This window comes from Salinifilum aidingensis (genome assembly GCF_054782015.1).
On sequence record NZ_BAAGTH010000013.1, the window covers coordinates 76,901 to 100,930 of the forward strand.

Below are 24,030 nucleotides of genomic sequence, written 5' to 3' on the forward strand. Positions count from 1 at the left end.
TTATCGTGTTTTGGGAAACGCCGCACAGTTGCTACGGTGATCACCGTCCACCTGACCCCCAGGGGTGGACCCGCGAAGTGCCCCTGCGCTCCCGGTGACCCCCAGGCCGGTTGAGCGTGGGGGCCTTCTTCGCGCGGAACCGATCGCTCCGCATCCGATGCAGTCCGGAAGTGCGTGAGCGGCAACCGCTCCCGCGGTGCTCCCGGTAGGAGGCGGCGCGCGGACCGGTGCCGCCAACCGCCCGGTTCGTCGGAGAAAGTGAGCCTTCTCCTGCGCGCATCGGCGCGCAGGGGGAGGTTGGTTAGGGTCGGACTATGCCACAGGGACAGCCAACGACAGTGCCCGACGACGGGCTCACCACGCGCCAACGGCGCAACCGCCCGCTGGTCGTGGTGCACACGGGGGAGATGAAGGGGAAGTCCACGGCCGCCTTCGGTCTCGCGCTGCGCGGCTGGAACCAGGGCTGGTCGATCGGCGTGTTCCAGTTCGTGAAGTCCGCGAAGTGGCGCGTCGGCGAGGAGAGCGCCTTCCGCGCCCTCGGGCGCGCGCACGAGGAGACCGGTGAGGGCGGTCCCGTCGAGTGGAACAAGATGGGCGAAGGCTGGTCGTGGACGCGCAAGAAGTCCACGACCGAGGACCACGCCGCCGCCGCGCTCGAGGGCTGGGAGGAGATCGAGCGGCGCCTGCAGGCGCAGCAGCACACCGTCTACGTCCTCGACGAGTTCACCTACCCGCTGCACTGGGGCTGGGTGGACGTGCAGCGCGTCGTCGAGGCGCTGCGCACGCGCCCCGGGTACCAGCACGTCGTGATCACCGGCCGCAACGCGCCGCAGGAGCTCGTCGACGCCGCGGACCTGGTGATGCGCACCGACAAGGTCAAGCACCCGATGGACGCCGGGCAGAAGGGGCAGAAGGGCATCGAGTGGTGAACGACGCACGCGTCGTGGTTGCCGCTCCCGCGTCCGGCCACGGCAAGACGACGGTGGCCACAGGACTGCTCGCTGCGCTGCGGCAACGCGGTGCGCAGGTCGCGCCGTTCAAGATCGGCCCCGACTACGTCGACCCCGGGTACCACCGGTTGGCATGCGGGCGGCCGGGGCGCAACCTCGACCCCGTGCTGGTCGGCGAGGAGCGCATCGCCCCGCTGTTCCGGCACGGCTCCGCGGACGCGGAGCTGTCCGTCATCGAGGGCGTGATGGGGCTGTTCGACGGGCGCATCGCACCGACCGGTGGCTCCGCCGCCCCGGAGGGCAGCACCGCGCGGGTCGCCGAGCTGCTCGCCGCCCCCGTGGTGCTGGTCGTCGACGCGCGCGGGCAGGGGCACAGCCTCGCCGCGCTGCTGCACGGGTTCCGCACCTACCGCGCGGACGTGCGCCTGGACGGGGTGATCCTCAACCACGTGGGGTCGGCGCGGCACGAGCAGGTGCTCACCGACGCCGCGCACGCGGCGGGGGTGCGGGTGCTGGGCGCCATCCCGCGGGAGGAGGCGCTGCGCGTCCCGTCCCGCCACCTGGGCCTGGTCACCGCGGTCGAACGCGGAACCGAGGCGGCCGAGGCGGTCGAGGCGATGGGCGAGGTCGTGGCCCGCTCGGTCGACCTGGAGGCGGTGCGCGCGCTCGCGGCCGGCGCCGCTCCGGTGCGCTCCTCCCGCTGGACCCCGGCGGAGGAGGTGACCGCGCACGCCGGTGCTCCCGTGATCGCCGTGGCCGGGGGGCCGGCCTTCACCTTCGGCTACCCGGAGCACCTGGAACTGCTCGAGGCGGCGGGTGCGCGGGTGCGCGTGGTGGATCCGCTGCACGCCGAGGCGCTGCCCGAGGGCACCGCGGGCCTGGTGCTGCCCGGGGGGTTCCCCGAGGAGCACCGCGCGCAGCTGTCCGCCAACACCGCGCTGCGCGAGGAGGTCGCGCGCTTCGCGGGCGCCGGCGGGCCGGTGCACGCCGAGTGCGGCGGCCTGCTCTACCTCGGCGAGGAGCTGGACGGGCACCCGATGTGCGGCGCGCTGCCCGCGCGGGCGCGCATGTCCGAGCGCCTCACGCTGGGCTACCGCTCCGCCGTGGCCGCCTGCGATTCCAGTGTTGTCGACGAAGGAGCACACGTGAACGGGCACGAGTTCCACCGCACGGTCCTGGAACCGGCGGGTGGTGATCCGCCCGCGTGGCAGTGGCGGGACGGCGCGGGGCGCCTCCGCCGCGAGGGCTACGTCACCGGGGGTGTGCACGCCTCCTACCTGCACGTGCACCCGGCCGGGGCGCCGGGGACGGTCGAGCGGTTCGTCGCGGGGTGTGCTCGGTGAGGCTGGTCGGAGTCGGCGTCGGCCCGGGCGATCCGGACATGCTGACGGTGGGCGCGCTGCGCGAGATCGAGGCGGCCGGGACCGTCTTCGTGCCGGTGCTGGACTCCGGCGAGCAGGGGCGTGCCGAAGCGGTGGTGCGCGCGCACCTCGATCCGGCGGACGCGGACGAACGGGTGCAGCGCCTCGTGTTCGCGCTGGCCGATCCCGTCGACGGGTCGCAGCAGCGGCGGCACCGGCACTGGGACGGGGCGGCGACCGCGGTCGCGGAGGCGCTGCGCGAGCGCGGTGGGACCGCGGTGTTCGCGACCCTCGGCGACCCCTCGGTGTACTCCACGTTCAGCTACCTCGCCGGGGCGGTGCGCGAGCTCGTGCCCGGCGTGGAGGTCGTCGGTGTCCCGGGGATCACCGCGATGCAGGCGACCGCCGCCCAGGCGGACGTCGCCCTGACCGAAGGCGCCGAACCGCTGACGGTGATCCCCGTGATGCGCGACGTGTCCGCGCTGCGGGACGCGCTGCGCGGGCGCGGTACGGTCGTGGCCTACAAGGGCGGGAGGCGGCTCGGCGAGCTGCGCGCGGCGATCGAACAGGCCGGCGCGCTGGACCGCGCGATCTACGCCGAGCACGTGGGAACCCCGGACGCGCGCGTTCTCCCGCTTTCCCAGGTAAATGTGTCCGATGTGGATGACGGTGCTGCGGCGCCGTATCTGTCCACTGTGGTAGTGCTTCCACCCCGAGGCGGGAGAGGAGAGCAATGGTGAGTGGCCGGATCTCGTTCATCGGCGCCGGGCCAGGCGCGGCGGATCTCATCACGTTGCGCGGAGCCAACCGGATCGCCGAAGCCGACATCGTGGTGTGGGCGGCGAGCCTGGTCACCCCGGAGTGCGTGCGGGACCACGCCCGCAGCGACGCGGAACTGGTGGACTCCTCGCGGATGACCCACGAGCACGCCCTGGAGATCTACCGGCGCGCCGAGCAGGAGAAGCTCAAGGTGGCCCGGGTGCACTCCGGGGACCCCTCCCTCTGGGGGGCGGTGCAGGAGCAGTACGACGCCTGCGTGCGGATGAACGTCGAAGTGGAGATCGTGCCCGGCGTGGCCGCGTTCTCCGCGGCGGCGGCCGCGGTCGGGCGGGAGCTGACCGTGCCGGAGGTCGCCCAGTCGCTGGTGCTGACGCGCCTCGAGGGCGGCAAGACGCCGATGCCGGAGGGGGAGAAGGTCCGGGAGTTCGCCAAGCACGGCACGACGATGGCGCTGTTCCTGTCCGCGGCGCGGACCGGGCAGCTCGTCGACGAGCTGCGCGCGGGCGGCTACTCCGACGACACGCCCGTGCTCGTCGCCTACAAGGTGACCTGGCCGGACGAGCTGCTGCTGCGCACGACCATCGGTGAGCTGGAGGCGACGGTCAAGGAGCACAAGCTCTGGCGGCACACGCTGTACCTCGTCGGCGAGGGGTTGACCGCCGGAGGCACGCGCTCGCACCTCTACCACGCGGGGCACTTCCACACCTTCCGGCGCGCCGATCGCAACGCCCGGCGCGAGCTGCGGGAGCGGCGGAAGCAGCGCTCCCGCGGCGGTGCGGAGGCGACGGCCGGGCGGCAGGAGGGCTCCGCTGCCGCGGAATCCGCCCCGGCCGCCCGGCAGGTCGACTCCGCCGCCCGGCAGGTCGAGTCCGAAGGGGCGACCGCCCCGGCGGCCGAGACCGCCCCGGTGACCGGAACCGCCCCCGCGGAGGGGAAGGCCCCCGCGGAAGGGAAGACCACCGCCGAGGCGAGCGCGGAGAACCGCGCGGTGGATCCGGACGTCGCCTGGTGGGCGGTGCGCGAGTGGCAGGAGGAGGCGCGCTCCGGGCAGTCCTCCGCCGCCCGCGGGAACCAGAACCGCCCCCGCGCGGCCCGGGCGGACGAGGCCCAGTCCGAGCTGTTCGGTGTGGGCGCCGAGGAGGGGGGCTCCACCGCCGCGGACACCGCGGCGGTCGCGGACACCGCGGCGGACTCCGGAACGGCCGCGGAGGCCGCGCCGGAGGTGCGAGCGGAGCGGGGAGGCGCCACCGGGTCCGAGGAGGCGTCGGCTTCCGGCGCCGCGGACGCGGCGGGCTCGACCGCGCGGGCCACCGGCTCGGGCAGCTCCGCTCCGGGCAAGTCGACCAGGACGGGCAAGGGCGGCCGCTCGACCAAATCGGCGGGCGGCAAGAGCGGCAAGCGCCGTTCCGCTGCGAACTCGGAGGCGAACAGCGCGAAGCGGGATGACCAGTAGCGACAGCGGGAGACCGCACGAGCAGGGGGCCGATGCGCAGCCCCGGCCGCGTGACCCCGACCTTCCGCGCACCGCCAAGGAGCGTCCGAAGGCGCTGCGCACCGGGTTCACCACGGGTGCGTGCTCGGCGGCAGCCGCGCGGGCCGCCGCCGAGCTGCACCGGACCGGGACAGCACCGGCCACTGTGGACATCGAGTTCCCGGACGGCGAGCGGCGCCGGTTCGCGGTCGACTCGGCCGCCGCGGAGCCGCCCGCCACCGCGGTCGTCGTCAAGGACGCCGGCGACGACCCGGACGCGACGCACGGCGCCCGCATCACGGTGACCGTCCGCCCCCGCACCGACGGTGCGGTCGAGCTGCACGGCGGCGAAGGCGTCGGCACGGTCACGCAGGCCGGCCTCGGCCTGCAGGTCGGCGGGCCCGCGATCAACCCCGTCCCGCGGCGGATGATCACCGCTGCGGTGCGGGAGGGGCTCGGCGACGAGGGCGCTGACGTGACCGTCGCGGTCCCCGGCGGTGAGGAGATGGCGCGCAGGACCACCAACCGGCGGCTGGGGATCATCGGCGGCATCTCCATCCTCGGCACCACCGGCATCGTGCGCCCGTTCTCCACCGCCTCGTGGCGCGCCAGCGTGGAGCAGGCCGTGTCGGTGCTCGCCGCGCAGCGCGGCAGCACCCTCGTGCTCTCCACCGGCGGGCGCACCGAACGCGCCGCGATGCGGCTGCTGCCCGACGAGCCCGAAGCGGCCTTCGTCGAGGTGGGCGACTTCACCGGCGCCGCGTTGCGCCGCGCCGTGGAGAACGAGCTCGGTGAGATCGTGTTCATCGGCATGATCGGCAAGCTCACGAAGCTGGCCTCCGGGGTCGTGATGACCCACTACACGCGTTCCAAAGTGGATACCGACCTGCTCGCGCGGATCACCACCGAGTTCGGCGGCAGCGAGGAGGACGCCGAGCACGTCCGCGCCGCTCCGACCGCGCGCCGCGCCTACGAGGTCTGGCAGCGCACCGGCGTGCTCTCGGCGTGTGCGGAACGGCTGTGCGGGCAGGTGGCCGCAGTATTGGAGCAGTTCACCGCGGACTGCGGTCGGCGGCTGCCGGCGCGCGTGGCGATGGTGGATTTCAGCGGCGAATACGTGGTAGCGGCGACAGAGGCGAGGTGGGTGACGTGGCCGTCACAGTGATCGGCGTCGACGGAGCGGAGCTTCCCCGGGGCGGCGCGGAGCTCGTCGACTCGGCGAAGCTCGTCATCGGAGGGCGGCGGCACCTGCGGTCGCACGCCCCGGAGAGCGCGCGCACCCTCGAACTGGGTCCCCTGGAGCCCGCGCTCAACGCGCTGTCGGCCCTGGCCGCCGACGAGGAGGCCGTGGTGCTCACCTCGGGCGATCCCGGGTTCTTCGGCGCGTTGCGGGCGCTGAAGGAGCGCGGCGTGCACTGCTCGGTGCTGCCGGCGACCTCGAGCGTGCAGCGGCTGATGGCGCGCGCGGGGCGACCGTGGGACGACGTGACCGTGGTGAGCGCGCACGGCCGGGAGCTGGAGCGCGCGATCAACGTCTGCCGCGCCCGCCCGGCCGCGGCCGTGCTCACCGCCCCCGGTGCGGGGCCTGCGCAGATCGGTTCCGGCCTGACCGGCTGGCGGCGCACCATGACCGTCGCCGAGGACCTGGGCGGCGAGTTCGAGAACGTGGTCACGCTCGACCCGGCCGAGGCGGCCGCCCGCACGTGGCAGGAGCCGAACATCGTGCTGTGCCTGGCCGACCAGGACGCGGTGCCGCAACGGGGCTGGTTCGCCGGTGGCGAGCCGCTGCCCCCGGACGGGTGGGGCCTGCCGGAGGAGGATTTCTCCCACCGCGACGGCATGATCACCAAGTCCGAGGTGCGCGCGGTCGCGCTGTCGAAGCTGGCACCGCGACCGGGGACCCTCGTCTGGGACGTCGGAGCGGGCTGCGGCTCGGTCGCCGTGGAGTGCGCGCGGCTGGGCTCGGCCGCCATCGCGGTGGAGTCGGACGAGGCGCAGACGGTGCGGATGATCACCAACTCCGCCCGGCACGGGGTGGACGTCCGCGTGGAGGAGGGGCGGGCGCCGCAGGCGCTGCGGCAGCTGCCCCGGCCGGACGCGGTGTTCGTGGGCGGCGGTGGCAGCGAGGTGGTCACCACGTGCGCGAACGTCGGGGCGAACCGCGTGGTCGTCGCCCTCGCGGCGCTGGACCGGATCGCCCCGGCGCGCGATGCGCTGCGCAGCGCGGGTTACGCGGTCGAAGGCGTCCAGGTCGCGGCGAGCAGGCTCGCCGACCTGCCGGACGGATCGGCGCGGTTGGAGGCGGCCAACCCCGTCGTGCTGCTGACGGGGAGCACGCGGGGCAGTGGTGGTACCCGGTCGGACGGCGGCCGGGGTCGGACAACGGACAAGGAGCAGTCGTGATCGGTTTGTTCGCGGTGACCGCGGCGGGACGCCGTGCCGCGGCCGAGCTCGCCGCCCGGATGGGACCGGAGGCGGTCGTCGCGGACGGCCCGGTCTCCGCGGCGGTGCGCCGGTTGTGGGACCACCTCGACGGCGCGGTGTTCTTCCTCGCCAGCGGGGCCACGATCCGCCTGGTGGCCCCGCTGCTGCGGGACAAGCACACCGACCCGGGCGTGGTGTGCGTCGACGAGGCGCGGCACCACGCCGTCGCGCTCCTCGGCGGGCACTCCGGCGGGGCGAACGCGCTGGCCGAGCAGGTCGGCGACGTGCTCGGTGCGACGCCGGTGGTGACCACGGCCAGCGACGCCACCGGCAGCACCCCGCTGGACGAGGTGGTCGAGGCGCTGGACGCGGTCGTCGACGGCGATCTCGCCGGTTGCGGGGTCGCCGTGCTCAACGGCGAACCGGTGCGGGTGGTCAACCCGCACGGCTTCCCGCTGCCCGCGCTGCCGGAGAACGTCCGCACCGACGTCGAGGAGCCGCGGTGGACGGTTCTGGTGGACGACCGGCACCGCCCGGACTTCGACGAGACGGACGACGTCCTGCGGCTGGTGCCGCGGACGCTCGTGGTCGGTGTCGGTTCGGCCAGCGGGGTCTCCCGCACCGCGGTGGTCGAGACGCTCGCCCGGCTGGAGTCCGAGCACGACCTCGACCCGCGCGCGATCCGCGCCGCGGCCAGCGTCGACCTCAAGGCCGAGGAGACCGGCATCCTGCAGGCGGTGCAGGACCTGGGCTTCTGGCACTCCAGCGACGGCGGTGACGAGCTGCCGCTGCTGACCTACCCGGCCCAGCAGCTCGCCGAGGTCGCCGTGCCCAACCCGAGCGAGACCGTGCGGGCCGAGGTCGGCACGCCCAGCGTCTCCGAGGCCGCGGCGCTGACCGGGGCCGCCGAGCTCGCCGAGGGCGGGGAGGTGCAGCTCGTCGCGGACAAGATCAAGGGCGCGGACGTCACCGCCGCCGCCGCCCGGATCCGCCCCCGGGGGCGGCTGGCGATCGTCGGCCTGGGCCCGGGGACGCCCGAACTGCGCACCGCGCGCGTGGAGGCGGAACTGCGCCGCGCCTCCGTGGTCGTCGGGCTGGACCAGTACCTCGACCAGGTGCGGCACCTGCTGCGGCCGGGCACCGAGGTCCGCAGCAGCGGCCTCGGCCAGGAGGAGGCCAGGGCCGAGGAAGCCGTGACGCTGGCGCGGACCGGCAACGCCGTGGCGCTCATCGGTTCCGGCGACGCCGGCGTGTACGCCATGGCCAGCCCCGCGCTGGAGAAGGCGTCCTCGGACATCGAGGTGGTCGGCGTTCCGGGGGTGACCGCGGCGCTCGCGGCCTCGGCGCTGCTCGGCGCGCCCCTCGGCCACGACCACGTGCTCATCAGCCTGTCCGACCTGCACACGCCGTGGGAGATCATCGAGCGGCGCGTGCGCGCCGCGGCGGAGGGCGACCTCGTGGTGTGCTTCTACAACCCGCGGTCGGTGCAGCGCGACTGGCAGCTGGGGCGTGCGCTGGAGATCCTCGCCGAGTCCCGACCGGCGACCACGCCGGTCGGCGCCGTGCGGCAGGCCTACCGGCCCGACCAGGGCGTCTGGTGCGCACCGATCGCCGAGTTCGACCCGGGTTCGGTGGACATGCTCACCACCGTGATCGTGGGCTCCTCGCAGTCGGCCGTGCTCAGCGACCGCTTCGTCACGCCGCGCGGGTACCGGTGGATGACCAGCGATGCCTGAGGACCCGCTGGTGATCACCACCGACTGCACCGCCTGCGGTGCGTGCCTGCTGACGTGCCCGGAGCACGCGCTGCGCCCCGCTCCGGGGCGCCCGCGGGTGGTGGCCGACCGGTGCACCGCCTGCGGCGAGTGCGTGGAGATCTGCCCGGCCGATGCCATCCGCCTGCTGGAGTAGGCCCCTGCCCGAGCAGGGTGCTGCGCCCGCCGCAGCGGCAGCGGGCGCGACCGGGAGCTCTCCGGCCCCGGCCGCGCCGCCCCCGCTCGGGGCCGTCCCGCTCAGGCGGGCAGCCGCACGCGGCGGTTCAGCTGCTGGCCGATGTCGGACGCCGCCGTGTCCAGCAGTTTGTGCGCCAGTTCGAACAGCGCGCGGGCCGTCGCGATTTCGTCCCCGATCTGGGGGACCTCGGGATCGTCGGGATGCCGCCGCGCCGTGCCGTGGCCGTGTACGACCTGGCCGCTCGGCGTGGTGAACCCGACATCGCACGTCGTCTTCGAACCCTGTTCGACGACTTGGAGATCGAGGGTGATCGTGTGCGTCTCGTTCATGGTCGCCTCCCGGGCCGTGCTGGGCAGAGCGCCACCACGGTGACTCCAGGATGCGGGTCGCGCTGGCGGAACGGAACCCGACGCGTCACCCACACGGGGTGGAACCGGACCCCTGCACGCTCTGTGATCGAATTCACCGGGTTTGACCTCGCGGGGTTCGCGGGCGAAGATGCGGCGGTCGGTGACAGAGGAACCCGGTGCGAATCCGGGACGGACCCGCCCACTGTGACCGGGTGAGCGGGCGCCGCGCAGGAATGGCCACGGCCGGAGACGGCGGGAAGGCCGACGGCGCTCGCGATGATCCGGGAGCCAGGAGACTCAGCACCGACCCCGCGCCGCACCGCGGCGCGCGGCGCCCTCGCCGGCCCCTCGGGCGGGAAACCCAGGAGGTTCGTGGACCGATGTCTCGCGTGCTGCGTCCGCCGCGCGGACGAGCGCGGCCGCAGCGCTGCGGAGTGCGGTTCGGCGCGCCGCGGTGGCGCGCGCGTGCCCGCGCAACCGCGGGCGAGCGCGCCCGCGCCGCCGTCCGGTGCCCCCGGCGCGGTCCCGGGGAGCGGCCGCGCCGCGGAGTCGAACGCGCGCCCGGCGCGGAGCGGCCGGGCGCGCCGAGCCCGATCTCATGCGAAGGATGACCGTGCGCAGGAAAGTGCATCCGATCGAAACCGAGTCCTACCGCATCATGCGGCAGCGCGCCGATTTCGCGCACCACCCGCCGCTGGCGCGCGCCGTCGTGGAGCGCGTGGTGCACACCACCGCCGATCCGAGCTGGGTGGGCGAAGTCGTCACCACCGAGTCCGCAGCTGAGCAGGGTCGGCGCGCGCTCGTGGGCGGCGCGCCGCTGGTCTGCGACGTGCGCATGGTCGCCGCGGGAGTGACCGCCCGCGACTCGCACGTCGGCCTGGACCACCCGTGGGTGGCGGAAACCGCCGAACAGGCGGAAATAACCCGATCGGCCGCGGGAATCCGTTGCGCCGCAAGGGATTTTCCCGACGGTGCGGTGTGGGCCATCGGGAACGCCCCCACGGCGCTGACCGAGCTGCTGCGGTTGGCCGCCGGCGGCGAGGTGCGCCCGGCGCTCGTCATCGGGGTGCCGGTGGGTTTCGTCGGCGCCGTCGAGTCGAAGGCCGCGCTGCGCGGGAGCGGACTTCCCGCGGTGAGCACGCTGTCCGAGCGCGGCGGTGCCGCCATCGCGTCCGCAGCGGTGAACGCGTTGTTGTACTGGCAAGATTGACGAATCCGGAGGTAACCAGTGAATCGACCGCGACCACTCCTGCTCGTCGGACACGGCACAGTGGACGAAGGCGGGGTGGGTGAGTTCCGCGCGTTCACGCAGCGGGTCGCCGAGCGCGTCTCCGCCGCGGGGATCGACGTCGGCGGAGGGTTCATCGAACTGTCCGCGCCCGCCGTGAACGAGGCGTGGGACGACCTCGCCGAACGCGGCCACGCCGAAATGGTCGCCGTGCCACTGGTCCTCGTCGCCGCCGGGCACGGCAAGGGCGACATCCCGGCCGCGCTGGAGCGCGAGGTGAAGCGCAACCCCGCCACCCGCTACGTCTTCGGCCGCCCGCTCGGCCCGCACCCGACGCTGCTGTCGGTGCTGTCCGAACGCGTCGAGGCGGAGGTTCCCCGTTCGGAGTGGACGGACACGGCCGTCGTCCTCGTCGGCCGCGGCTCCACCGACCCGGACGCGAACTCCGAGGTGTCCAAGGTCTCACGGCTCTTGCAGGAAACCGGCGGTTTCGCCACCGTGGAGACGTCGTTCATCTCGCTGGCACCGCCGGACGTTCCCGGCGGTCTGGAGCGCGCTCGCCGGCTGGGTGCGAAACGGGTCGTGGTGGCGCCGTACTTCCTCTTCGACGGAGTGCTGCCGCAGCGGGTCGTGACGCAGGCGCACGAGTACGGCGAGCGGAATCCGGACATCGACGTCCGGGTCGCCGGGTACCTGGGCAACACCGACGCGCTGGCCGACCTCGTCGTGGAGCGCTACCACGAGGCCCTGCACGGCGACATCCGGATGAACTGCGATACCTGCGCGTATCGCGTGCTGCTGCCCGGGTTCGAGGACAAGCTGGGCCAGCCGCAGACACCGCACCACCACCCGGACGATCCGACCGGACAAGGTCATGGCCACGGACACGCACATGGGCACGCGCACTGACACACCGACAGAGCACCACTACCTCGCCGGGTTGGACCTGCGCGGGCGACGCGTCGTCGTCGTCGGCGCGGGCACCGTGGCGCAGCGGCGCCTGCCGCGGCTCGTCGGCGCGGGGGCCGAGGTCGAGGTGATCGCACCGGAGGCCACCCCCGCCGTGGAGTCCATGGCCGATCGCGGCGAGGTGCGCTGGACGCGCCGCGCCTTCGCCGCGGGCGACCTCGCCGAGGCGTGGTACGCCGTGGCGGCGGCCTCCGACGATGCGGTCAACGCAGCCGTCGGCGCGGAAGCCGAGCGCAACCGGGTGTTCTGCGTGCGCGCCGACGACGCCCCCGCGGGCAGCGCCGTCACCCCCGCCGTGGGCGAGCACGACGGGCTGCTGCTCGGGGTGCTCGCAGGGGGCGAACCCCGGCGGTCGGTGGCGGTGCGCGACGGCCTCGTGGAGGCGCTGCAGTCCGGCGTCGTCGACGAGCACGCGGAACCGCCGTCCCCCGGCGTCGCGCTCGTCGGCGGCGGGCCGGGCGCGCCCGACCTCATCACGGTGCGCGGACGGCGCCTGCTGGCCAAGGCCGACGTGGTGCTCACCGACCACCTGGCACCGCGCGAGCTGCTCGACGAGCTCGGCTCGCACGTCGAGGTCGTGGACGCTTCCAAGATCCCGTACGGGCGGGCGGCGAACCAGGAGGTCATCAACCAGACGCTCATCGACAGCGCCCGCGCCGGGAAGTTCGTGGTGCGCCTCAAGGGCGGCGACCCGTACGTGTTCGGCCGCGGTTTCGAGGAGCTGCTGGCGTGCACCGAGGCGGGCGTGCCGGTGACGGTGGTGCCCGGCATCACCAGCGCGTTCTCCGCCCCCGCGGTCTCGGACGTGCCGGTCACCCACCGCGGCGTGGCGCACGAGGTGGTCGTCGTCTCCGGCCACGTGCCCCCGGACGACGAGAAGTCGCTGGTGGACTGGCCCGCACTGGCGCGGCTGAGCGGCACGCTCGTGCTCATGATGGCGGTGCGCCGGCTCGACGCGTTCGCCGACGTGCTGCTGCGGCACGGGCGCCCGGCCGACACCCCGGTGGCGATCATCCAGGAGGGAACCATGCCGGGGCAGCGGACGGTGCGCAGCACGCTCGGCGCGATCGCCGAGGACGTCGAGCATGCGGACGTGGCCCCGCCGGCGATCGTCGTCATCGGACCCGTGGCCGGGCTCAAGTGAGGGTCGACTGCGGGTCCCGCTCCTCCCGGCCGTCCCCCGGAGCCCGGGCGGCGGCCGAGTCCGGGCTTCCCGTCACCGCACGATGAGCGCGAAGCGCTGCTCCCCCTCGCGCTCCACCGCGAAGCCGTCCGACCGCACGAGGTCCAGCAGGTCGTCCACTGTGGCGGGTTCTGCGGCGGTCGCGGCGAGGCTGCGCGCCAAGCGCCCCTTGTAGGACTTGTTGTGGTGGCTGACGACCTTGCGCTCGCCGCGGGAGTCCTCCGAGAGCACGCGCACGCCCGCGGCGGCGGGAACGCGCGCCAGCGCGGCGTAGGCGCCCGAGCGCAGGTCGACGACGAGCTCGTCCAGCCCGCCCAGCACCGGCTCCAGCACGGGGCGCCACACCGGCCGCAGCTTCCCCGCACCGGGCAGCCGCGCATCGGCCGACATCCGGTACGGCGGGATCTCGTCGGTGCCGCGCACCAGCCCGAACAGCGCCGAGGCCACGGCCAGGCGCCGGTCGGCCCGGCCGCGCTCGTGCCCGTCCAGCGAGCGCACGTCGAGCGCGTCGTAGAGCACGCCGGTGTAGCGCTCCAGCGCGGGCGCCGTCGGGGCCTTCCACAGCTCCGCGTTCAACCGCACCTGGTCCACCTGGCGCTCGGAGATCCCGAGCGCGGACAGGCTCGCCGGGACGTCTTCGGCCAATGTGGACAGTTCGGTGGCCAGCGCGCGGCGCGCGTCGTTCAGCTCCGGGAACGACAGGGACTCCAGCTGGAGCGGAGCGCCCTCGCCGCCGGTCGTCTTCGTTTCCGAGGGAGGCAGCACGATGAGCACGGCCCCAGGGTAGGCGCCCGCACGCACCGACCGGTCCGGCGGGCGCGCCCGGCTGTCACGTCCGCGCGGCGGTGGTGGACCGGCTGGCGCCTCCGGCGCGCACCGGCAGCGCGGACAGGCCGTGGATGATCGAGCTCGCGCGATGGCGCACCGGTCCCGCCCGCCGCAGGTCCGGCAACCGCATCGCCAGGGTCCGCAACGCGACCTCACCCTCCAACCGGGCCAGCGGAGCTCCCAGGCAGTAGTGCCGGCCGCCGGCGAAGGCCAGGTGTTCCCCGCGGTCGCGGCGGGTGATGTCGAAGCGCTCGGCCTCGGCGTGCTGCCGCGGGTCGCGGCCCGCAGAACCGAGCAGCACGAGCACCATGCCGTTCACCGGCAGCGCACATCCGCCCAGCTCGACCGGCTCGTGCGCCACCCGAACCGTCGCCTGCACCGGGGCGTCCCAGCGCAGCGTCTCCTCCACCGCGGCGGACGCGCGCTGCGGCTCCGCGCACAGCCGCTCCCACTGCTCCGGGTGGTCCAGCAGCGCGGCCGTGCCGTTGCCGATCAGGTTCACAGTGGTCTCGAAACCCGCCACGAGCAGCAGGTTGCACAGCCCCACCAGTTCCGCGCCCGTGAGCCGCTGCTCGTCGGTGGCGCGCACCAGGTCCCCGAGCACGTCCTCGGTGGGCTCGGCGCGGCGCTGCGCGATCACTCCGTCGAACAGCTGCGCCAGCGCGGCGGTCGACTCCCGCAGCCGCCGCAACTGGCGCACCGACCGCACACCGTCCAGCGCACCGCCGAGCACGCGTCCGTGCCGGGCCAGCCGCTCGGCGTCCAACGGCGGCACTCCCAGCAGCTCCTGGATCACGGCGATGGGCAGCGGCGCGGCGAAGTCCCGGATCAGGTCGAACTCGCCCCGCCGACGGGCCGCATCCACCAGGTCCTCGGCAACGCGGGTGATGCGTTCCCGGTAGGTCTCGAGCCGGCGCGGCCGGAAGGCGGGCGCGGCCAGCCGGCGCAGCCGCGTGTGGTCGGGCGGGTCGAGCTCCAGCAGCGACAGGTCCTGGCCCAGCTCATCGGCGAACGGCTGGGAGGCGGCGCCTTCCGCGGTGCGCACGCCGAAGCGGCCGTCGCGCAGCACCGCGTCGCACATCCCGTGCGTGGACGCCACCCACATGCCCAGGCGGCTGCGCACCAACGGCCCGCGCCGCCGCAGCGTGCGGTACACCGGGTACGGGTCGTCCCGCCACGGCCGGTGCAGCAGGCGCGCCACCGGCTCGCCGAGCCGGGCCTGCGCCCACCCGGCCGCGCCGTAGGCCACCAGCTGCGCGCGCAGGCCGAGCTCGCGGGCGGTGCTGCGAACGCTTTCGTCGACGGGCATGCGGCACCTCCGTGGGGCTCCTCCCCGGAGTACCGCCCCGCGCGGCCGCCGGCAAGCCGCCGTCGGGGGCTTTGCGCACCTCCGAACGGAGGGTCGCTACGCTTCCGGTGTCGGATTTCGAACCCCGTCGAGAGCGAGCAGCCGTGATCACGAGGATGTCGACGTTGTTCCTGCGTACCCTGCGCGAGGATCCGGCCGACGCCGAGGTGCCGAGCCACAAGCTGCTCGTCCGCGCCGGCTACGTCCGCCGCGTCGCGCCGGGGATCTACTCGTGGCTGCCGCTCGGGCTGCGGGTGCTGCGCAACGTCGAGCAGATCGTGCGCGAGGAGATGGACGCCATCGGTGGCCAGGAGATCCACTTCCCCGCGCTGCTGCCGAAGGAGCCCTACGAGGCCAGCAACCGCTGGACCGAGTACGGCCCCGCGCTGTTCCGGCTCAAGGACCGCAAGGGCGGGGACTACCTGCTCGGCCCGACGCACGAGGAGCTGTTCGCGCTCACCGTCAAGGGCGAGTACAGCTCCTACAAGGACTACCCGGCGATGCTGTACCAGGTGCAGACGAAGTACCGCGACGAGGAGAGGCCGCGGGCCGGCATCCTGCGCGGGCGCGAGTTCGTCATGAAGGACTCGTACTCGTTCGACCTCGACGACGAGGGCCTCGCCCGCTCGTACCAGCTGCACCGCGGGGCCTACATCCGCATCTTCGACCGGGTGGGCCTGCGCTACGTGATCGTCGATGCCATGTCCGGCGCCATGGGCGGTTCGGCCTCCGAGGAGTTCCTCGCCGAGACGGAGACCGGCGAGGACACGTTCGTCCGCAGCAGCGAGTCGGGTTACGCCGCCAACGTGGAGGCCGTCACCACGCCCTCCCCGGACCCGCTGCCCGTCGCGGGCCGCCGGCCGGCCGAGGTCCACTACACGCCGGACACACCCACCATCGACACCCTCGTCGACCACCTCAACGAGCACACCGACCGCGCCTTCACCGCCGCGGACACGCTGAAGAACGTGCTCGTCAAGACCCGCCAGCCCGGTGCCGAGGAGTGGCAGCTGCTCGCCGTCGGCGTGCCCGGCGACCGCGACGTCGACCTGAAGCGGCTCGAGGCCGCGCTCGAACCCGCCGAGGTCGCCCTGCTCGAGGAAGCGGACTTCGCCGCCAACCCGTTCCTGGTGAAGGGCTACGTCGGCCCGAAGGCCCTGCAGGACAACGACGTCCGCTACCTCGTCGACCCGCGCGTGGTCAGCGGAACCGCCTGGGCCACCGGTGCCGACAAGCCCGACCACCACGTCGTCGACCTCGTGTGCGGGCGCGACTTCACCCCGGACGGCACCGTCGAGGCCGCCGACGTCCGCGAGGGCGATCCGTCCCCGGACGGGAAGGGCGTCCTGCGCGCCGCGCGCGGCATCGAGGTCGGGCACATCTTCCAGCTGGGTCGCAAGTACTCCGACGCGGTGCAGCTCGACGCGCTCGGTCAGGACGGCAAGCCGAAGCGGATCACGATGGGCTCCTACGGTGTCGGGATCTCGCGGCTCGTCGCGGCCATCGCCGAGCAGTCGCACGACGAGCAGGGGCTCGTCTGGCCCCGCGCCGTCGCCCCCGCCGACGTCCACGTCGTCATCGCGGGCAAGGACGAGAGCGTGTGGTCGGCGGGCGAGCGCCTCGCCGCGGAACTCGACGAGGCGGGCGTGCGGGTGATCCTCGACGACCGCGCCGCCTCGCCGGGCGTGAAGTTCGCCGACGCCGAACTCGTCGGCGTGCCCACGATCCTCGTGGTCGGCAAGGGCGTGGCCAACGGGGTCGTCGAGGTGCGCGACCGGCGCAGCGGCGAGCGCGCCGAGGTCCCCCTGGAGGAGGCCGCTCGGCACGTCGCCGACCTCGGCCGGTGATCCCGGGTCCAGGTCTCGCCGCTCCGGACGGTGGACGCCCGGAGCAGCTGCTCCGATCACGGTGACGCCGAGCGTGGTGACGCTGCGGCCGAGCGGCCCGTGCGCTGCGGTTCGCACATTTCTCGCGACATGCCCAGAACCCCGTTCGGGTGAGGTGTTCGAGGCGGCGGCCGGAGCGTGCTCAGCGGTGCGGGCAGTCAGTCGGAGAGGGCGCGCAGGAGCGGTTCCGGAGCGGTCAGGTCGTCGAGGACGACCTCGGCGCCCGCGGCCCTGAGGTCCGCCGCGCTGCTGCCGCCCGTGGCGACGCCGACCGGGCGGGCTCCGCAGGCCAGCGCGCCGGTGACGTCGTGCGGCGTGTCCCCGGCGACGAAGACCTCGGCGTAGGTCGTCCCGTGCTTGTGCTCGGCCTTGGCCACCGCCTCGGCGACGAGCTCCCGCCGGTGCTCGGTGTCGCTGCCGAAGCCGCCGATGTCGAGGTCCACGTGGCGGTCGAGCTCGAACGCGCCGAGCTTGTTCCGGGCCACCGCGGGCAGGTTGCCGGTCACAACGCTCTGCGTCAGCCCCTCCGCGGCGGCGAGCTCGGCCAGCAGCGCGGCAGCTCCGGGGAGGGCGCGCCCGCCGCGGCCGAGCTCCTCCCGCGTGTCCAGCACGGCCCGCGTCAGCGCGGCGAACATCGCCTCGACCGCCTCCGCGGTGACCGGGGCGCCGTGCAGCCGCAGCACGTCCGCGGCGATGGCCCGTTCGGTGCGACCGGCGGTCTCGGGCATGCCTTCCAGTTGCCGTCCGGCGACTTCGGACAGCGCGCGCGTGTACCAGCGGGTGCCGAAGCCCTGGACGTTGACCAGCGTCAGGTCGACGTCCCACAGCAGGAGTCGTTGCGTGCTCACCCGCGCCATCCTGCCAACGGCGCCCCGCCGCCGACGCGGTACCCGCGGAACTGCGCCGGCGGACCCCGCTGCGAGCGCCCGCCGCCGGTCCGCGGGGCGGCGGTCAGCCGGCGAGGAAGCTCAGCCGCACGTTCCGCGCGGGATTGTCCGCGTTGGTGTCCACGAGGCACACGGACTGCCACGTGCCCAGCGCCATGCGCCCGTCCACCACGGGCACCGAGGCGTACGGCGGGACGAACGCGGGCAGCACGTGGTCCCGGCCGTGCCCGGGCGAGCCGTGGCGGTGCCGCCAGCGCTCGTCCTTCGGCAGCACGTCCTGCAGCGCGCGCAGCAGGTCCTCCTCGCTGCCCGCGCCGGTCTCGATGACCGCGAGCCCCGCCGTCGCGTGCGGCACCCACACGTGCAGCAGCCCGTCGGCTGCCCGGGTCGAGCGCAGGAACTCCTGGCACTCGCGGTTCAGGTCGCGGACGGTCTCCCGGTCGCCGGTGCGGATCTCGATGACATCGGTGTGCATGCCCCTCACCGTAGGTGCCCGGGCGGTGCGGGCCGGGCCCAGGCGTCTTCCGGAACACCACCGCCGAGCCGCGGGGGCGCGCGCGAGGTGGCGGTGATCACCACCCCTCCGGCATGATCGGAGCATGCGCGAGGCGTTCGGGGCGCTGTTCGACGTCCCCACCGGGTACGTGAACACGGCCAGCATCGGCGTCCCGCCCGCGGAGGCGCTGCGAGCGGTGCGCGAGGCGGTCGGGGACTGGGGCTGCGGGCGCACCGAACCGGGGGACTTCGACACCGCCGTCGCCACCGCGCGGGCGGCCTTCGCCGAGCTCGTCGGGACCCGCCCGGAGCACGTGGCGATCGGCGCGACCGCCTCGCAGCTGGTGGGGATGGTCGCCGCGAGCCTGCCGGACCGCAGCAGCGTGCTGCTCGCCGAGGGCGATTTCACCAGCGTGGGCTTCCCGTTCGCGGCGCAGCGCGAGCGCGGCGTGCAGGTCGGTGAAGTCCCGCTCGAACGGCTCGGCGAGCACGCCGCGCAGCACGACCTGGTGGCGGTCAGCGCGGTGCAGTCCCGCGACGGGAGCGTGGCGGACCTGGCCGCGCTGCGCGCCGCGCGGCGGTCCGGGACCCGCGTGCTGCTCGACGTCACGCAGGCCGCCGGGTGGATGCCGCTCGGGCTCGACTGGGCCGACTGGGTCGTCGCCGCCGGGTACAAGTGGCTGCTCTCCCCGCGGGGTGCCGCGTGGATGGCCGTGCACCCGGACGCGCCGGCCCTGCTGCCGCACAACGCCAACTGGTACGCCGCGGAGGATCCGGCGGAAGCGCTCTACGGACTGCCGCTGCGGCTGGCGGCGGGAGCGCGGGGGTTGGACCTCTCCCCGGTGTGGCTGGCGCACGTCGGGGCGGGCGCGGCGCTGAGCTGGCTCGCCGGGCAGGACCGCACCGCGGTCGCGGAGCACTGCGTCGGCCTGGCGAACCGGCTGCGCAGCGCGCTGGAGATGCCACCCGGCGATTCGGCGATCGTGAGCGTGCGCCGGCCGGACGCCGGGCGGCGGCTGGAGGAGGCCGGTGTGCGGGCCTCGGTGCGCCAGGGCGGTGCGCGGCTGGCGTTCCACCTGTACAACACCGCCGAGGACGTGGACCTGGCCGCCCGGGCCCTGCGCGGGTGACAACCCTGCGCGGGCGATAGCAGCGCGGGCGACTCGCTGCAGGGGTGGCGCGGTGGGCGTGTGGCGGTGCTGACACCGTGATCTGACGGTTGCCCGGCCCCGCTACTGTTGTTTGCCGTGTCGGAAACACCACGTGGAGCGGGTGAGGCCTCCCCAGCGGACCCGGACGCGGGCGCGCAGCGGCACACCACCCCGTTGCGCCGGGACAACTCCCGGATCGCCGCGGATGCGGACGGCGGAACCGGATCGGAGGCGGTGCCCGCGGAGGGGAGTGCGGACTCCGCGGACGCGACGGAGGTGTCCGCGCCACCGGCCGGCGCCGGTGCGGCCGCGGTGCAGCCGGCCGCCGGGACGCCTCCCGCGGCCGGTGCGGACGAGGCGGAACCGCACACCGACCAGTTCCCCGCGGTGCCGCCGGCGCCCGCGCAGCAGGACCAGCGGCCCGGCCCTCCGCAGCCCGCGGCGCCTCCCGCTGCGGGCCCTCCGGCCGCACCTGCGCAGGGGCCGCCGCCCGCGGTGCAGCCCGCGCCGCCCGCCCCGCCACCGGCGCAGCAGGCGCCGGGCGGCACGGCGCTCGCCCAGCAGCAGCCCGTGCCGGCGATCCGCGGCAACCCGCATCCCGGCCCGCCTCCTGGCGCCGGGCAGAACCCCGGCACGGCCCGGCAGGCGCCGTCGAGCCCCCACCGCTCCTCGTCGAGTCCCCGCCGCTCCTCGGCGTGGACGTGGGCGGTGCGCGGTCTGGTGCTGCTCGGCGTCGCCCTGCTCTCCGGCGCGGCCTGGTGGGCGTTCGGTCTCGGCGGCCCCTCCGGGCAGGAGCGGGCGCAGGACCGGGGGGAGCCGATCGAGCAGCGGACGAAGTACCAGTTCGACATGCTGCAGAAGGAAGGCTGGCTGCCCGGCTGCGCCCAGGTGTCGACGGCCCGGATCGCCGAGTTCTTCGGGCGGGACGAGTGCGTGCACCGCACGCGTGCGCTGTACACGACGACGCTGCCCAACGGCGACCGGGTCGTGACCACCGTGGTCACGGTGCTCATGCACGACGAGCAGCAGGCCGCTCAGCTGGACCGGCTGCTCACCCGGGACGGCACCGGCAACATCAAGGACCTGGTCGACGAGGGCATGGAGACCCACGGCGACCTGCCGGGGCTCAACGACAAGGCCTACGGTTCGCAGCAGCAGGGCGAGCTCGTGGTCATCGGCGACTCCGCCTACATGGACGGGGACACCCCGAAGGACGATCCGCGCCTGCTGGACGTGACCGGCGAGGCGCTGCGGCTCGGCTGGCCCCAGGACCGCGACCAGGGGTGAGCCCGCGGCGATCTTCCCGGCTGCTGTTGGCCGTCGCTCCCCGAGCTCGGGGATCCCGGGCGAGGCGCCGTCGGAGGTTCCTCCCGGCCGCCCGCCCCCGTCGGTCAGTCCGCGGACCCGCTACGGCTGGCCGGGGAACTCCGGTGCCGCCGGGGAGCGGCCGAGCGCCAGCCGCCAGCGCGTGGTGCGGGTGGCCGCGGTGGTGAGCCCGTCCAGGGCGGTGCGGCGCAGCTCCGGCGAGTCGGTGTTCTCCAGCACCGAGCGCCATCCGACCTGGCAGTCGCGTTCGACGAGCAGGGCCGCGCGGATCGCCGAGGTCTGGTCGCCGACGTCACCGCCCACGTCGTAGGCCAGGGCGGGGGGAGGGGCCTTCTCCCCGGAGCGCCGCAGGGCGCGGTCGGCGGTGTCGCGCATCCGCTCGTGCTCGTCGAAGGCCTCGTCGACGGCCTCGGCCGCGGACCGGTCGGTGACGTGCGCCCGGGCGAGGCCGTACAGCCACACCGCGGCGTGCTCGGCCTCCAGGGCGCTGCGCAGGGCCCGAGCTGCCCTGTCGGACAGGGCGGCCCGGTCGGACGGTCGGCTCACGTCAGCACCTCCAGCAGGCTCGCGCAGCTGGCCGAGACGGACCCGGCCAGACCGGCGCGGTTCGACGGCGCGTTCGGGACGAACTCGGCCGCCCGGTCGCGGGCGCGTTCGAGCTCCCGGCGCAACCGCTGCCGCCCGGCCGCGGCGTCGGCGGACACCTCGGGCGCGGGCACGTCCGGCAGCGTCGGCGGTGCGTCGGCCTCGGGCGGGTGCACCCGCTCGATCTCGCGCCGCAGGGCGCGGGCGTGCGCGCTGCGCGCGTCGGCGACTTCCGCCGCAGCCGCGGCGAGCTCGGAGTGGCGCTCGCCGAGGGCCCGGGCGAGCGCGGCGTCGGACTTCGCGGCCTCGGCGAGGGGGAGCAGCGGGTCGGGTTCGTCCTCGCCGGAGCAGCCGGTCGCCGCGGCGGAGGCGCCGAGCACGACCGCGGGCAGGGCGGCGGCGGCGCGCAGGACGCCCCGGCGGTCGGGCTGTCCCGGGGAGCGCGGGGGAACGTTCACGAGGTTCCATCGTGCCAGCGCCGCTCGGCGGTGATCGGTCGAGGGGAACCGCAACGGCGATTCGTCGACACTGGACGGCCACACGTCGACGGACGGGTCCCGCGGCGCGCCGCGCCACCGGGCGACGCGCTACGCTGGGCGCCCGCGGCCGGCACGTGCAGCACTGGTCGTGAGTTCCGCGTTCCGCCGGCGTGGCGCCGACCGGGCGGGGAACGTCAGCGCCGCGAACGCACCCGCAGCCCCCGGGGTCTCGCCGAGGCCCGATGACGAAACCGAGGAGTGCCCGACGTGTCCAGCCCGCCGAGTGGTGCGGTCACTGCGCAGCTGGAGCCCGTGGTCGCCGAAGCGGTGGCGGCGATGGGCTTCGACCTGGAGGAGCTCGACGTCCAGCCCGCGGGCCGCCGCAAGCTGGTCAAGGTCGTCGTCGACGCCGACGGCGGAGTGGGGACCGACGCGATTTCCGAGGTCTCCCGCGCGGTGTCGAAGGTGTTGGACGGGTACGAGCACGTGCTCACCGGTTCGTACACCCTCGAGGTGACCTCCCCGGGGGTGGACCGGCCGCTCACCCGCGCGCGCCACTGGCGGCGCGCCCGGTACCGCCTGGTCAGCATCACCCTGACGAGTGGCGAGTCGTTCACTGCGCGTGTCGGCGAGGCCGATGACGAGGGTGTGTCGGTGCTGGTTGGCGGGAGCGTGCGCCGGGTGGCTTACCGTGAGGTTGAGCGCGCGGTGGTCGAGGTGGAATTCCAGCAGCCACCGGCGCAGGAACTGGCAGAACTCGAGCGGGCTGCGGGCGGCGTTTCCGGGCACGGGGACGACCGGGAGGACACGGAGGAGTCGAGGTGAACGTCGACATCGCGGCGCTGCGGGCGATCGAGCGGGACAAGGACATCCCGTTCGAAACGGTCCTGCAAGCAATCGAATCAGCACTGCTGACCGCATACCGGCACACGGAGGGGCACCAGCCGCATGCCCGCGTGGAAGTGGACCGCAAGACTGGCATCGTCCGGGTGATCGCGCACAGCCTGGCCCCGGACGGTTCCGTCGCGGAGGAGTGGGACGACACCCCGGAGGGCTTCGGCCGCATCGCGGCCACGACCGCCCGGCAGGTCATCCTGCAGCGGTTGCGGGACGCCGAGCACGAGAAGACCTACGGCGAGTTCTCCACCAAGGAGGGAGAGATCCTCGGTGGTGTGATCCAGCGCGACGCGCGGGCGAACTCGCGCGGCATGGTCGTCGTCGAGTTCGGCGAGAGCGAGGGCGTCATCCCGCCGGCCGAGCAGGTGCCGGGGGAGAACTACGAGCACGGCACGCGGATCAAGTGCTACGTGATCGGGGTCTCGCGCAGCGCGCGGGGGCCGCAGATCAACCTCTCGCGCACGCACCCGAACCTGGTTCGGCGGCTGTTCGCGTTGGAGGTCCCGGAGATCGCCGACGGCACCGTGGAGATCCCCTCGGTGGCGCGGGAGGCGGGGCACCGTTCGAAGATCGCGGTGCGCTCCGCTCTCGAGGGGGTCAACGCCAAGGGCGCGTGCATCGGTCCGATGGGGCAGCGTGTGCGCAACGTCATGAGCGAGCTGGGGCAGGAGAAGATCGACATCATCGACTTCTCCCAGGACCCGGCTGCCTTCGTCGGGAATGCGCTGTCGCCCGCGAAGGTTGTATCGGTGGAGGTCGTCGACGAGCAGACGAAGACGGCGCGCGTGATCGTGCCGGACTTCCAGCTCTCGCTGGCGATCGGCAAGGAAGGGCAGAACGCGCGGTTGGCCGCGCGGTTGACCGGGTGGCGCATCGACATCCGCAGCGATGCCGACCCCAGCTCGCCGACCACGACGGCGGGGCAGGTCCCGGTCACGCCGGACGAGGCGGCGAGCTTCGACCCGGGCGTGGACGAGATGCCCACCGTGGGTTCGGCGGAGTGAGTGCGAGGGGTTAGAATCGCCGCAGGATCGACACGAGGGAGCGCATGATCCGCACGGGCAGGTCCGGCCACCGGATGACGGGGCCGGTCCGTACCTGTGTGGGTTGCCGTTCCCGGGAGTCGGTTGATGCACTCTTGCGAGTGGTGGCGGAGAGCGGCGGTGCCGGAGTGGTCGCCGTTCCCGATCCACGACGTCGGCATTCGGGTCGAGGAGCGTGGTTGCACCCCGATCCTGACTGTTTGCAACGTGCGGAGCGCCGCAAGGCGTTCTCCCGGGCGTTGCGGGTGCGAGGTGCCGTCGACGCGTCGGCGGTGCGGGAGCACCTGAGCACCCGCCTCGGGCGGGCGACTCATCGTGTGACCGACGTGGGGAGATCCCCGCGCCAGGCGACGGACAGAAAGCAGGTCGACCCGTCATGAATCAGCCGTGAAGCTGAAGCCATGAACGCGCATCGGCGATAGGACGAGGTCGTGCG

The 24,030-nt window shown here is 74.3% G+C and carries 24 protein-coding genes and 1 riboswitch; of the genes, 17 read left to right on the plus strand and 7 right to left on the minus strand.

The features are described from left to right. The first annotated feature begins 314 nt into the window (after positions 1–314). Genes cobO through ACYVJE_RS17550 form a run of 8 tightly spaced genes read left to right on the plus strand, consistent with a single transcriptional unit; the run spans position 315 to position 8,897 of the window. On the plus strand, positions 315–929 hold the full coding sequence (gene cobO / locus ACYVJE_RS17515) for a cob(I)yrinic acid a,c-diamide adenosyltransferase (RefSeq protein ID WP_459156851.1): 615 nt from the start codon (positions 315–317) through the stop codon (positions 927–929). Further along, a complete protein-coding gene (locus ACYVJE_RS17520) occupies positions 923–2,293 on the plus strand; it encodes a cobyrinate a,c-diamide synthase (RefSeq protein WP_461145303.1) in 1,371 nt (456 codons plus the stop codon). The genes cobO and ACYVJE_RS17520 overlap by 7 nt, the downstream gene beginning before the upstream one ends. Continuing rightward, the gene (cobI, locus tag ACYVJE_RS17525; protein WP_459156849.1) at positions 2,290–3,051 is read left to right on the plus strand and encodes a precorrin-2 C(20)-methyltransferase; all 762 of its coding nucleotides are present in this window, start codon (positions 2,290–2,292) and stop codon (positions 3,049–3,051) included. The genes ACYVJE_RS17520 and cobI overlap by 4 nt, the downstream gene beginning before the upstream one ends. Beyond that, positions 3,045–4,544 (plus strand): precorrin-4 C(11)-methyltransferase, encoded by a 1,500-nt coding sequence (gene cobM, locus ACYVJE_RS17530; RefSeq protein ID WP_461145304.1) that lies wholly within the window; start codon positions 3,045–3,047, stop codon positions 4,542–4,544. Before cobI ends, cobM begins: the two co-directional genes overlap by 7 nt. Then, on the plus strand, positions 4,534–5,727 hold the full coding sequence (locus ACYVJE_RS17535; protein ID WP_459156847.1) for a cobalt-precorrin-5B (C(1))-methyltransferase: 1,194 nt from the start codon (positions 4,534–4,536) through the stop codon (positions 5,725–5,727). Before cobM ends, ACYVJE_RS17535 begins: the two co-directional genes overlap by 11 nt. Continuing rightward, complete coding sequence (gene cbiE / locus ACYVJE_RS17540) at positions 5,712–6,965, plus strand: precorrin-6y C5,15-methyltransferase (decarboxylating) subunit CbiE (RefSeq protein WP_461145305.1); 1,254 nt, start codon at positions 5,712–5,714, stop codon at positions 6,963–6,965. The genes ACYVJE_RS17535 and cbiE overlap by 16 nt, the downstream gene beginning before the upstream one ends. Then, positions 6,962–8,722, plus strand: a complete 1,761-nt coding sequence (cobJ, locus tag ACYVJE_RS17545) for a precorrin-3B C(17)-methyltransferase (protein ID WP_461145306.1) — start codon at positions 6,962–6,964, stop codon at positions 8,720–8,722. Before cbiE ends, cobJ begins: the two co-directional genes overlap by 4 nt. Continuing rightward, positions 8,715–8,897 carry a DUF362 domain-containing protein gene (locus ACYVJE_RS17550; protein WP_459156844.1) on the plus strand — a complete coding sequence of 61 codons (183 nt, stop codon included), beginning with the start codon at positions 8,715–8,717 and terminating at the stop codon, positions 8,895–8,897. Before cobJ ends, ACYVJE_RS17550 begins: the two co-directional genes overlap by 8 nt. A gap of 101 nt (positions 8,898–8,998) precedes the next feature. Here ACYVJE_RS17550 and ACYVJE_RS17555 read toward each other — a convergent pair whose 3' ends face one another. Further along, a complete protein-coding gene (locus ACYVJE_RS17555) occupies positions 8,999–9,268 on the minus strand; it encodes a DUF1876 domain-containing protein (RefSeq protein ID WP_459156843.1) in 270 nt (89 codons plus the stop codon). A gap of 188 nt (positions 9,269–9,456) precedes the next feature. Then, positions 9,457–9,587: riboswitch (cobalamin riboswitch) on the plus strand. A gap of 309 nt (positions 9,588–9,896) precedes the next feature. Here ACYVJE_RS17555 and ACYVJE_RS17560 point away from each other — a divergent pair. The 3 genes from ACYVJE_RS17560 to cobA are packed head-to-tail and all read left to right on the plus strand — an operon-like array spanning position 9,897 to position 12,630. Beyond that, the gene (locus ACYVJE_RS17560; protein ID WP_461145307.1) at positions 9,897–10,499 is read left to right on the plus strand and encodes a precorrin-8X methylmutase; all 603 of its coding nucleotides are present in this window, start codon (positions 9,897–9,899) and stop codon (positions 10,497–10,499) included. Between the two features lie 60 nt (positions 10,500–10,559). Beyond that, on the plus strand, positions 10,560–11,426 hold the full coding sequence (locus ACYVJE_RS17565; protein WP_461145368.1) for a sirohydrochlorin chelatase: 867 nt from the start codon (positions 10,560–10,562) through the stop codon (positions 11,424–11,426). After that, entirely contained in the window at positions 11,410–12,630 is a 1,221-nt protein-coding gene (cobA, locus tag ACYVJE_RS17570; protein ID WP_461145308.1) for a uroporphyrinogen-III C-methyltransferase, read from the plus strand. Before ACYVJE_RS17565 ends, cobA begins: the two co-directional genes overlap by 17 nt. Positions 12,631–12,702: 72 nt before the next feature. Here the strand turns inward: cobA and yaaA are convergent, their stop codons facing one another. Further along, positions 12,703–13,443: a peroxide stress protein YaaA gene (gene yaaA / locus ACYVJE_RS17575; protein WP_459156839.1), complete on the minus strand. Its 741-nt coding sequence runs from the start codon at positions 13,441–13,443 to the stop codon at positions 12,703–12,705. Positions 13,444–13,498: 55 nt separating this feature from the next. Further along, positions 13,499–14,806 (minus strand): cytochrome P450, encoded by a 1,308-nt coding sequence (locus ACYVJE_RS17580; RefSeq protein ID WP_461145309.1) that lies wholly within the window; start codon positions 14,804–14,806, stop codon positions 13,499–13,501. Positions 14,807–14,949: 143 nt separating this feature from the next. Between ACYVJE_RS17580 and ACYVJE_RS17585 the strand changes: the two genes are divergently transcribed. After that, on the plus strand, positions 14,950–16,692 hold the full coding sequence (locus tag ACYVJE_RS17585; RefSeq protein ID WP_461145310.1) for a proline--tRNA ligase: 1,743 nt from the start codon (positions 14,950–14,952) through the stop codon (positions 16,690–16,692). A gap of 197 nt (positions 16,693–16,889) precedes the next feature. On the opposite strand, the gene ACYVJE_RS17590 is transcribed toward ACYVJE_RS17585, so the two are convergent. Together ACYVJE_RS17590 and ACYVJE_RS17595 are read right to left on the minus strand one after the other, a co-directional pair. Then, a complete protein-coding gene (locus ACYVJE_RS17590) occupies positions 16,890–17,588 on the minus strand; it encodes an HAD family hydrolase (RefSeq protein WP_459156836.1) in 699 nt (232 codons plus the stop codon). Positions 17,589–17,682: 94 nt separating this feature from the next. Then, the gene (locus ACYVJE_RS17595) at positions 17,683–18,093 is read right to left on the minus strand and encodes a secondary thiamine-phosphate synthase enzyme YjbQ (RefSeq protein ID WP_461145311.1); all 411 of its coding nucleotides are present in this window, start codon (positions 18,091–18,093) and stop codon (positions 17,683–17,685) included. Between the two features lie 124 nt (positions 18,094–18,217). Here ACYVJE_RS17595 and ACYVJE_RS17600 point away from each other — a divergent pair, with 124 nt between their 5' ends. Together ACYVJE_RS17600 and ACYVJE_RS17605 are read left to right on the plus strand one after the other, a co-directional pair. Then, a complete protein-coding gene (locus ACYVJE_RS17600; RefSeq protein ID WP_461145312.1) occupies positions 18,218–19,243 on the plus strand; it encodes an aminotransferase class V-fold PLP-dependent enzyme in 1,026 nt (341 codons plus the stop codon). A gap of 117 nt (positions 19,244–19,360) precedes the next feature. After that, the gene (locus ACYVJE_RS17605) at positions 19,361–20,551 is read left to right on the plus strand and encodes a hypothetical protein (protein WP_461145313.1); all 1,191 of its coding nucleotides are present in this window, start codon (positions 19,361–19,363) and stop codon (positions 20,549–20,551) included. Between the two features lie 120 nt (positions 20,552–20,671). Here the strand turns inward: ACYVJE_RS17605 and ACYVJE_RS17610 are convergent, their stop codons facing one another. Together ACYVJE_RS17610 and ACYVJE_RS17615 are read right to left on the minus strand one after the other, a co-directional pair. Then, positions 20,672–21,136: a ferritin-like domain-containing protein gene (locus ACYVJE_RS17610; RefSeq protein ID WP_461145314.1), complete on the minus strand. Its 465-nt coding sequence runs from the start codon at positions 21,134–21,136 to the stop codon at positions 20,672–20,674. Then, entirely contained in the window at positions 21,133–21,633 is a 501-nt protein-coding gene (locus ACYVJE_RS17615) for a hypothetical protein (protein WP_461145315.1), read from the minus strand. The genes ACYVJE_RS17610 and ACYVJE_RS17615 overlap by 4 nt, the downstream gene beginning before the upstream one ends. A gap of 288 nt (positions 21,634–21,921) precedes the next feature. Here ACYVJE_RS17615 and rimP point away from each other — a divergent pair, with 288 nt between their 5' ends. The 3 genes from rimP (at position 21,922) to ACYVJE_RS17630 (ending at position 23,974) form a co-directional block, all read left to right on the plus strand. After that, positions 21,922–22,479: a ribosome maturation factor RimP gene (gene rimP, locus ACYVJE_RS17620; protein WP_461145316.1), complete on the plus strand. Its 558-nt coding sequence runs from the start codon at positions 21,922–21,924 to the stop codon at positions 22,477–22,479. Then, positions 22,476–23,555, plus strand: a complete 1,080-nt coding sequence (gene nusA, locus ACYVJE_RS17625; RefSeq protein ID WP_459156829.1) for a transcription termination factor NusA — start codon at positions 22,476–22,478, stop codon at positions 23,553–23,555. Before rimP ends, nusA begins: the two co-directional genes overlap by 4 nt. 74 nt (positions 23,556–23,629) lie before the next feature. Continuing rightward, the gene (locus tag ACYVJE_RS17630) at positions 23,630–23,974 is read left to right on the plus strand and encodes a YlxR family protein (RefSeq protein WP_461145369.1); all 345 of its coding nucleotides are present in this window, start codon (positions 23,630–23,632) and stop codon (positions 23,972–23,974) included. Positions 23,975–24,030 lie beyond the last annotated feature (56 nt).

Excerpts from the sequence above, each read along its gene's own strand:
- cobM (WP_461145304.1), top strand. The coding sequence starts at position 3,045 with ATGGTGAGTGGCCGGATCTCGTTCATCGGCGCCGGGCCAGGCGCGGCG.
- ACYVJE_RS17590 (WP_459156836.1), bottom strand. The coding sequence starts at position 17,588 with ATGGCGCGGGTGAGCACGCAACGACTCCTGCTGTGGGACGTCGACCTG.
- ACYVJE_RS17600 (WP_461145312.1), top strand. The coding sequence starts at position 18,218 with ATGCGCGAGGCGTTCGGGGCGCTGTTCGACGTCCCCACCGGGTACGTG.
- ACYVJE_RS17580 (WP_461145309.1), bottom strand. The coding sequence starts at position 14,806 with ATGCCCGTCGACGAAAGCGTTCGCAGCACCGCCCGCGAGCTCGGCCTG.
- cobA (WP_461145308.1), top strand. The coding sequence starts at position 11,410 with ATGGGCACGCGCACTGACACACCGACAGAGCACCACTACCTCGCCGGG.
- cobO (WP_459156851.1), top strand. The coding sequence starts at position 315 with ATGCCACAGGGACAGCCAACGACAGTGCCCGACGACGGGCTCACCACG.
- ACYVJE_RS17535 (WP_459156847.1), top strand. The coding sequence starts at position 4,534 with ATGACCAGTAGCGACAGCGGGAGACCGCACGAGCAGGGGGCCGATGCG.
- ACYVJE_RS17630 (WP_461145369.1), top strand. The coding sequence starts at position 23,630 with ATGACGGGGCCGGTCCGTACCTGTGTGGGTTGCCGTTCCCGGGAGTCG.
- ACYVJE_RS17555 (WP_459156843.1), bottom strand. The coding sequence starts at position 9,268 with ATGAACGAGACGCACACGATCACCCTCGATCTCCAAGTCGTCGAACAG.
- ACYVJE_RS17560 (WP_461145307.1), top strand. The coding sequence starts at position 9,897 with ATGACCGTGCGCAGGAAAGTGCATCCGATCGAAACCGAGTCCTACCGC.
- ACYVJE_RS17595 (WP_461145311.1), bottom strand. The coding sequence starts at position 18,093 with ATGCACACCGATGTCATCGAGATCCGCACCGGCGACCGGGAGACCGTC.
- ACYVJE_RS17550 (WP_459156844.1), top strand. The coding sequence starts at position 8,715 with ATGCCTGAGGACCCGCTGGTGATCACCACCGACTGCACCGCCTGCGGT.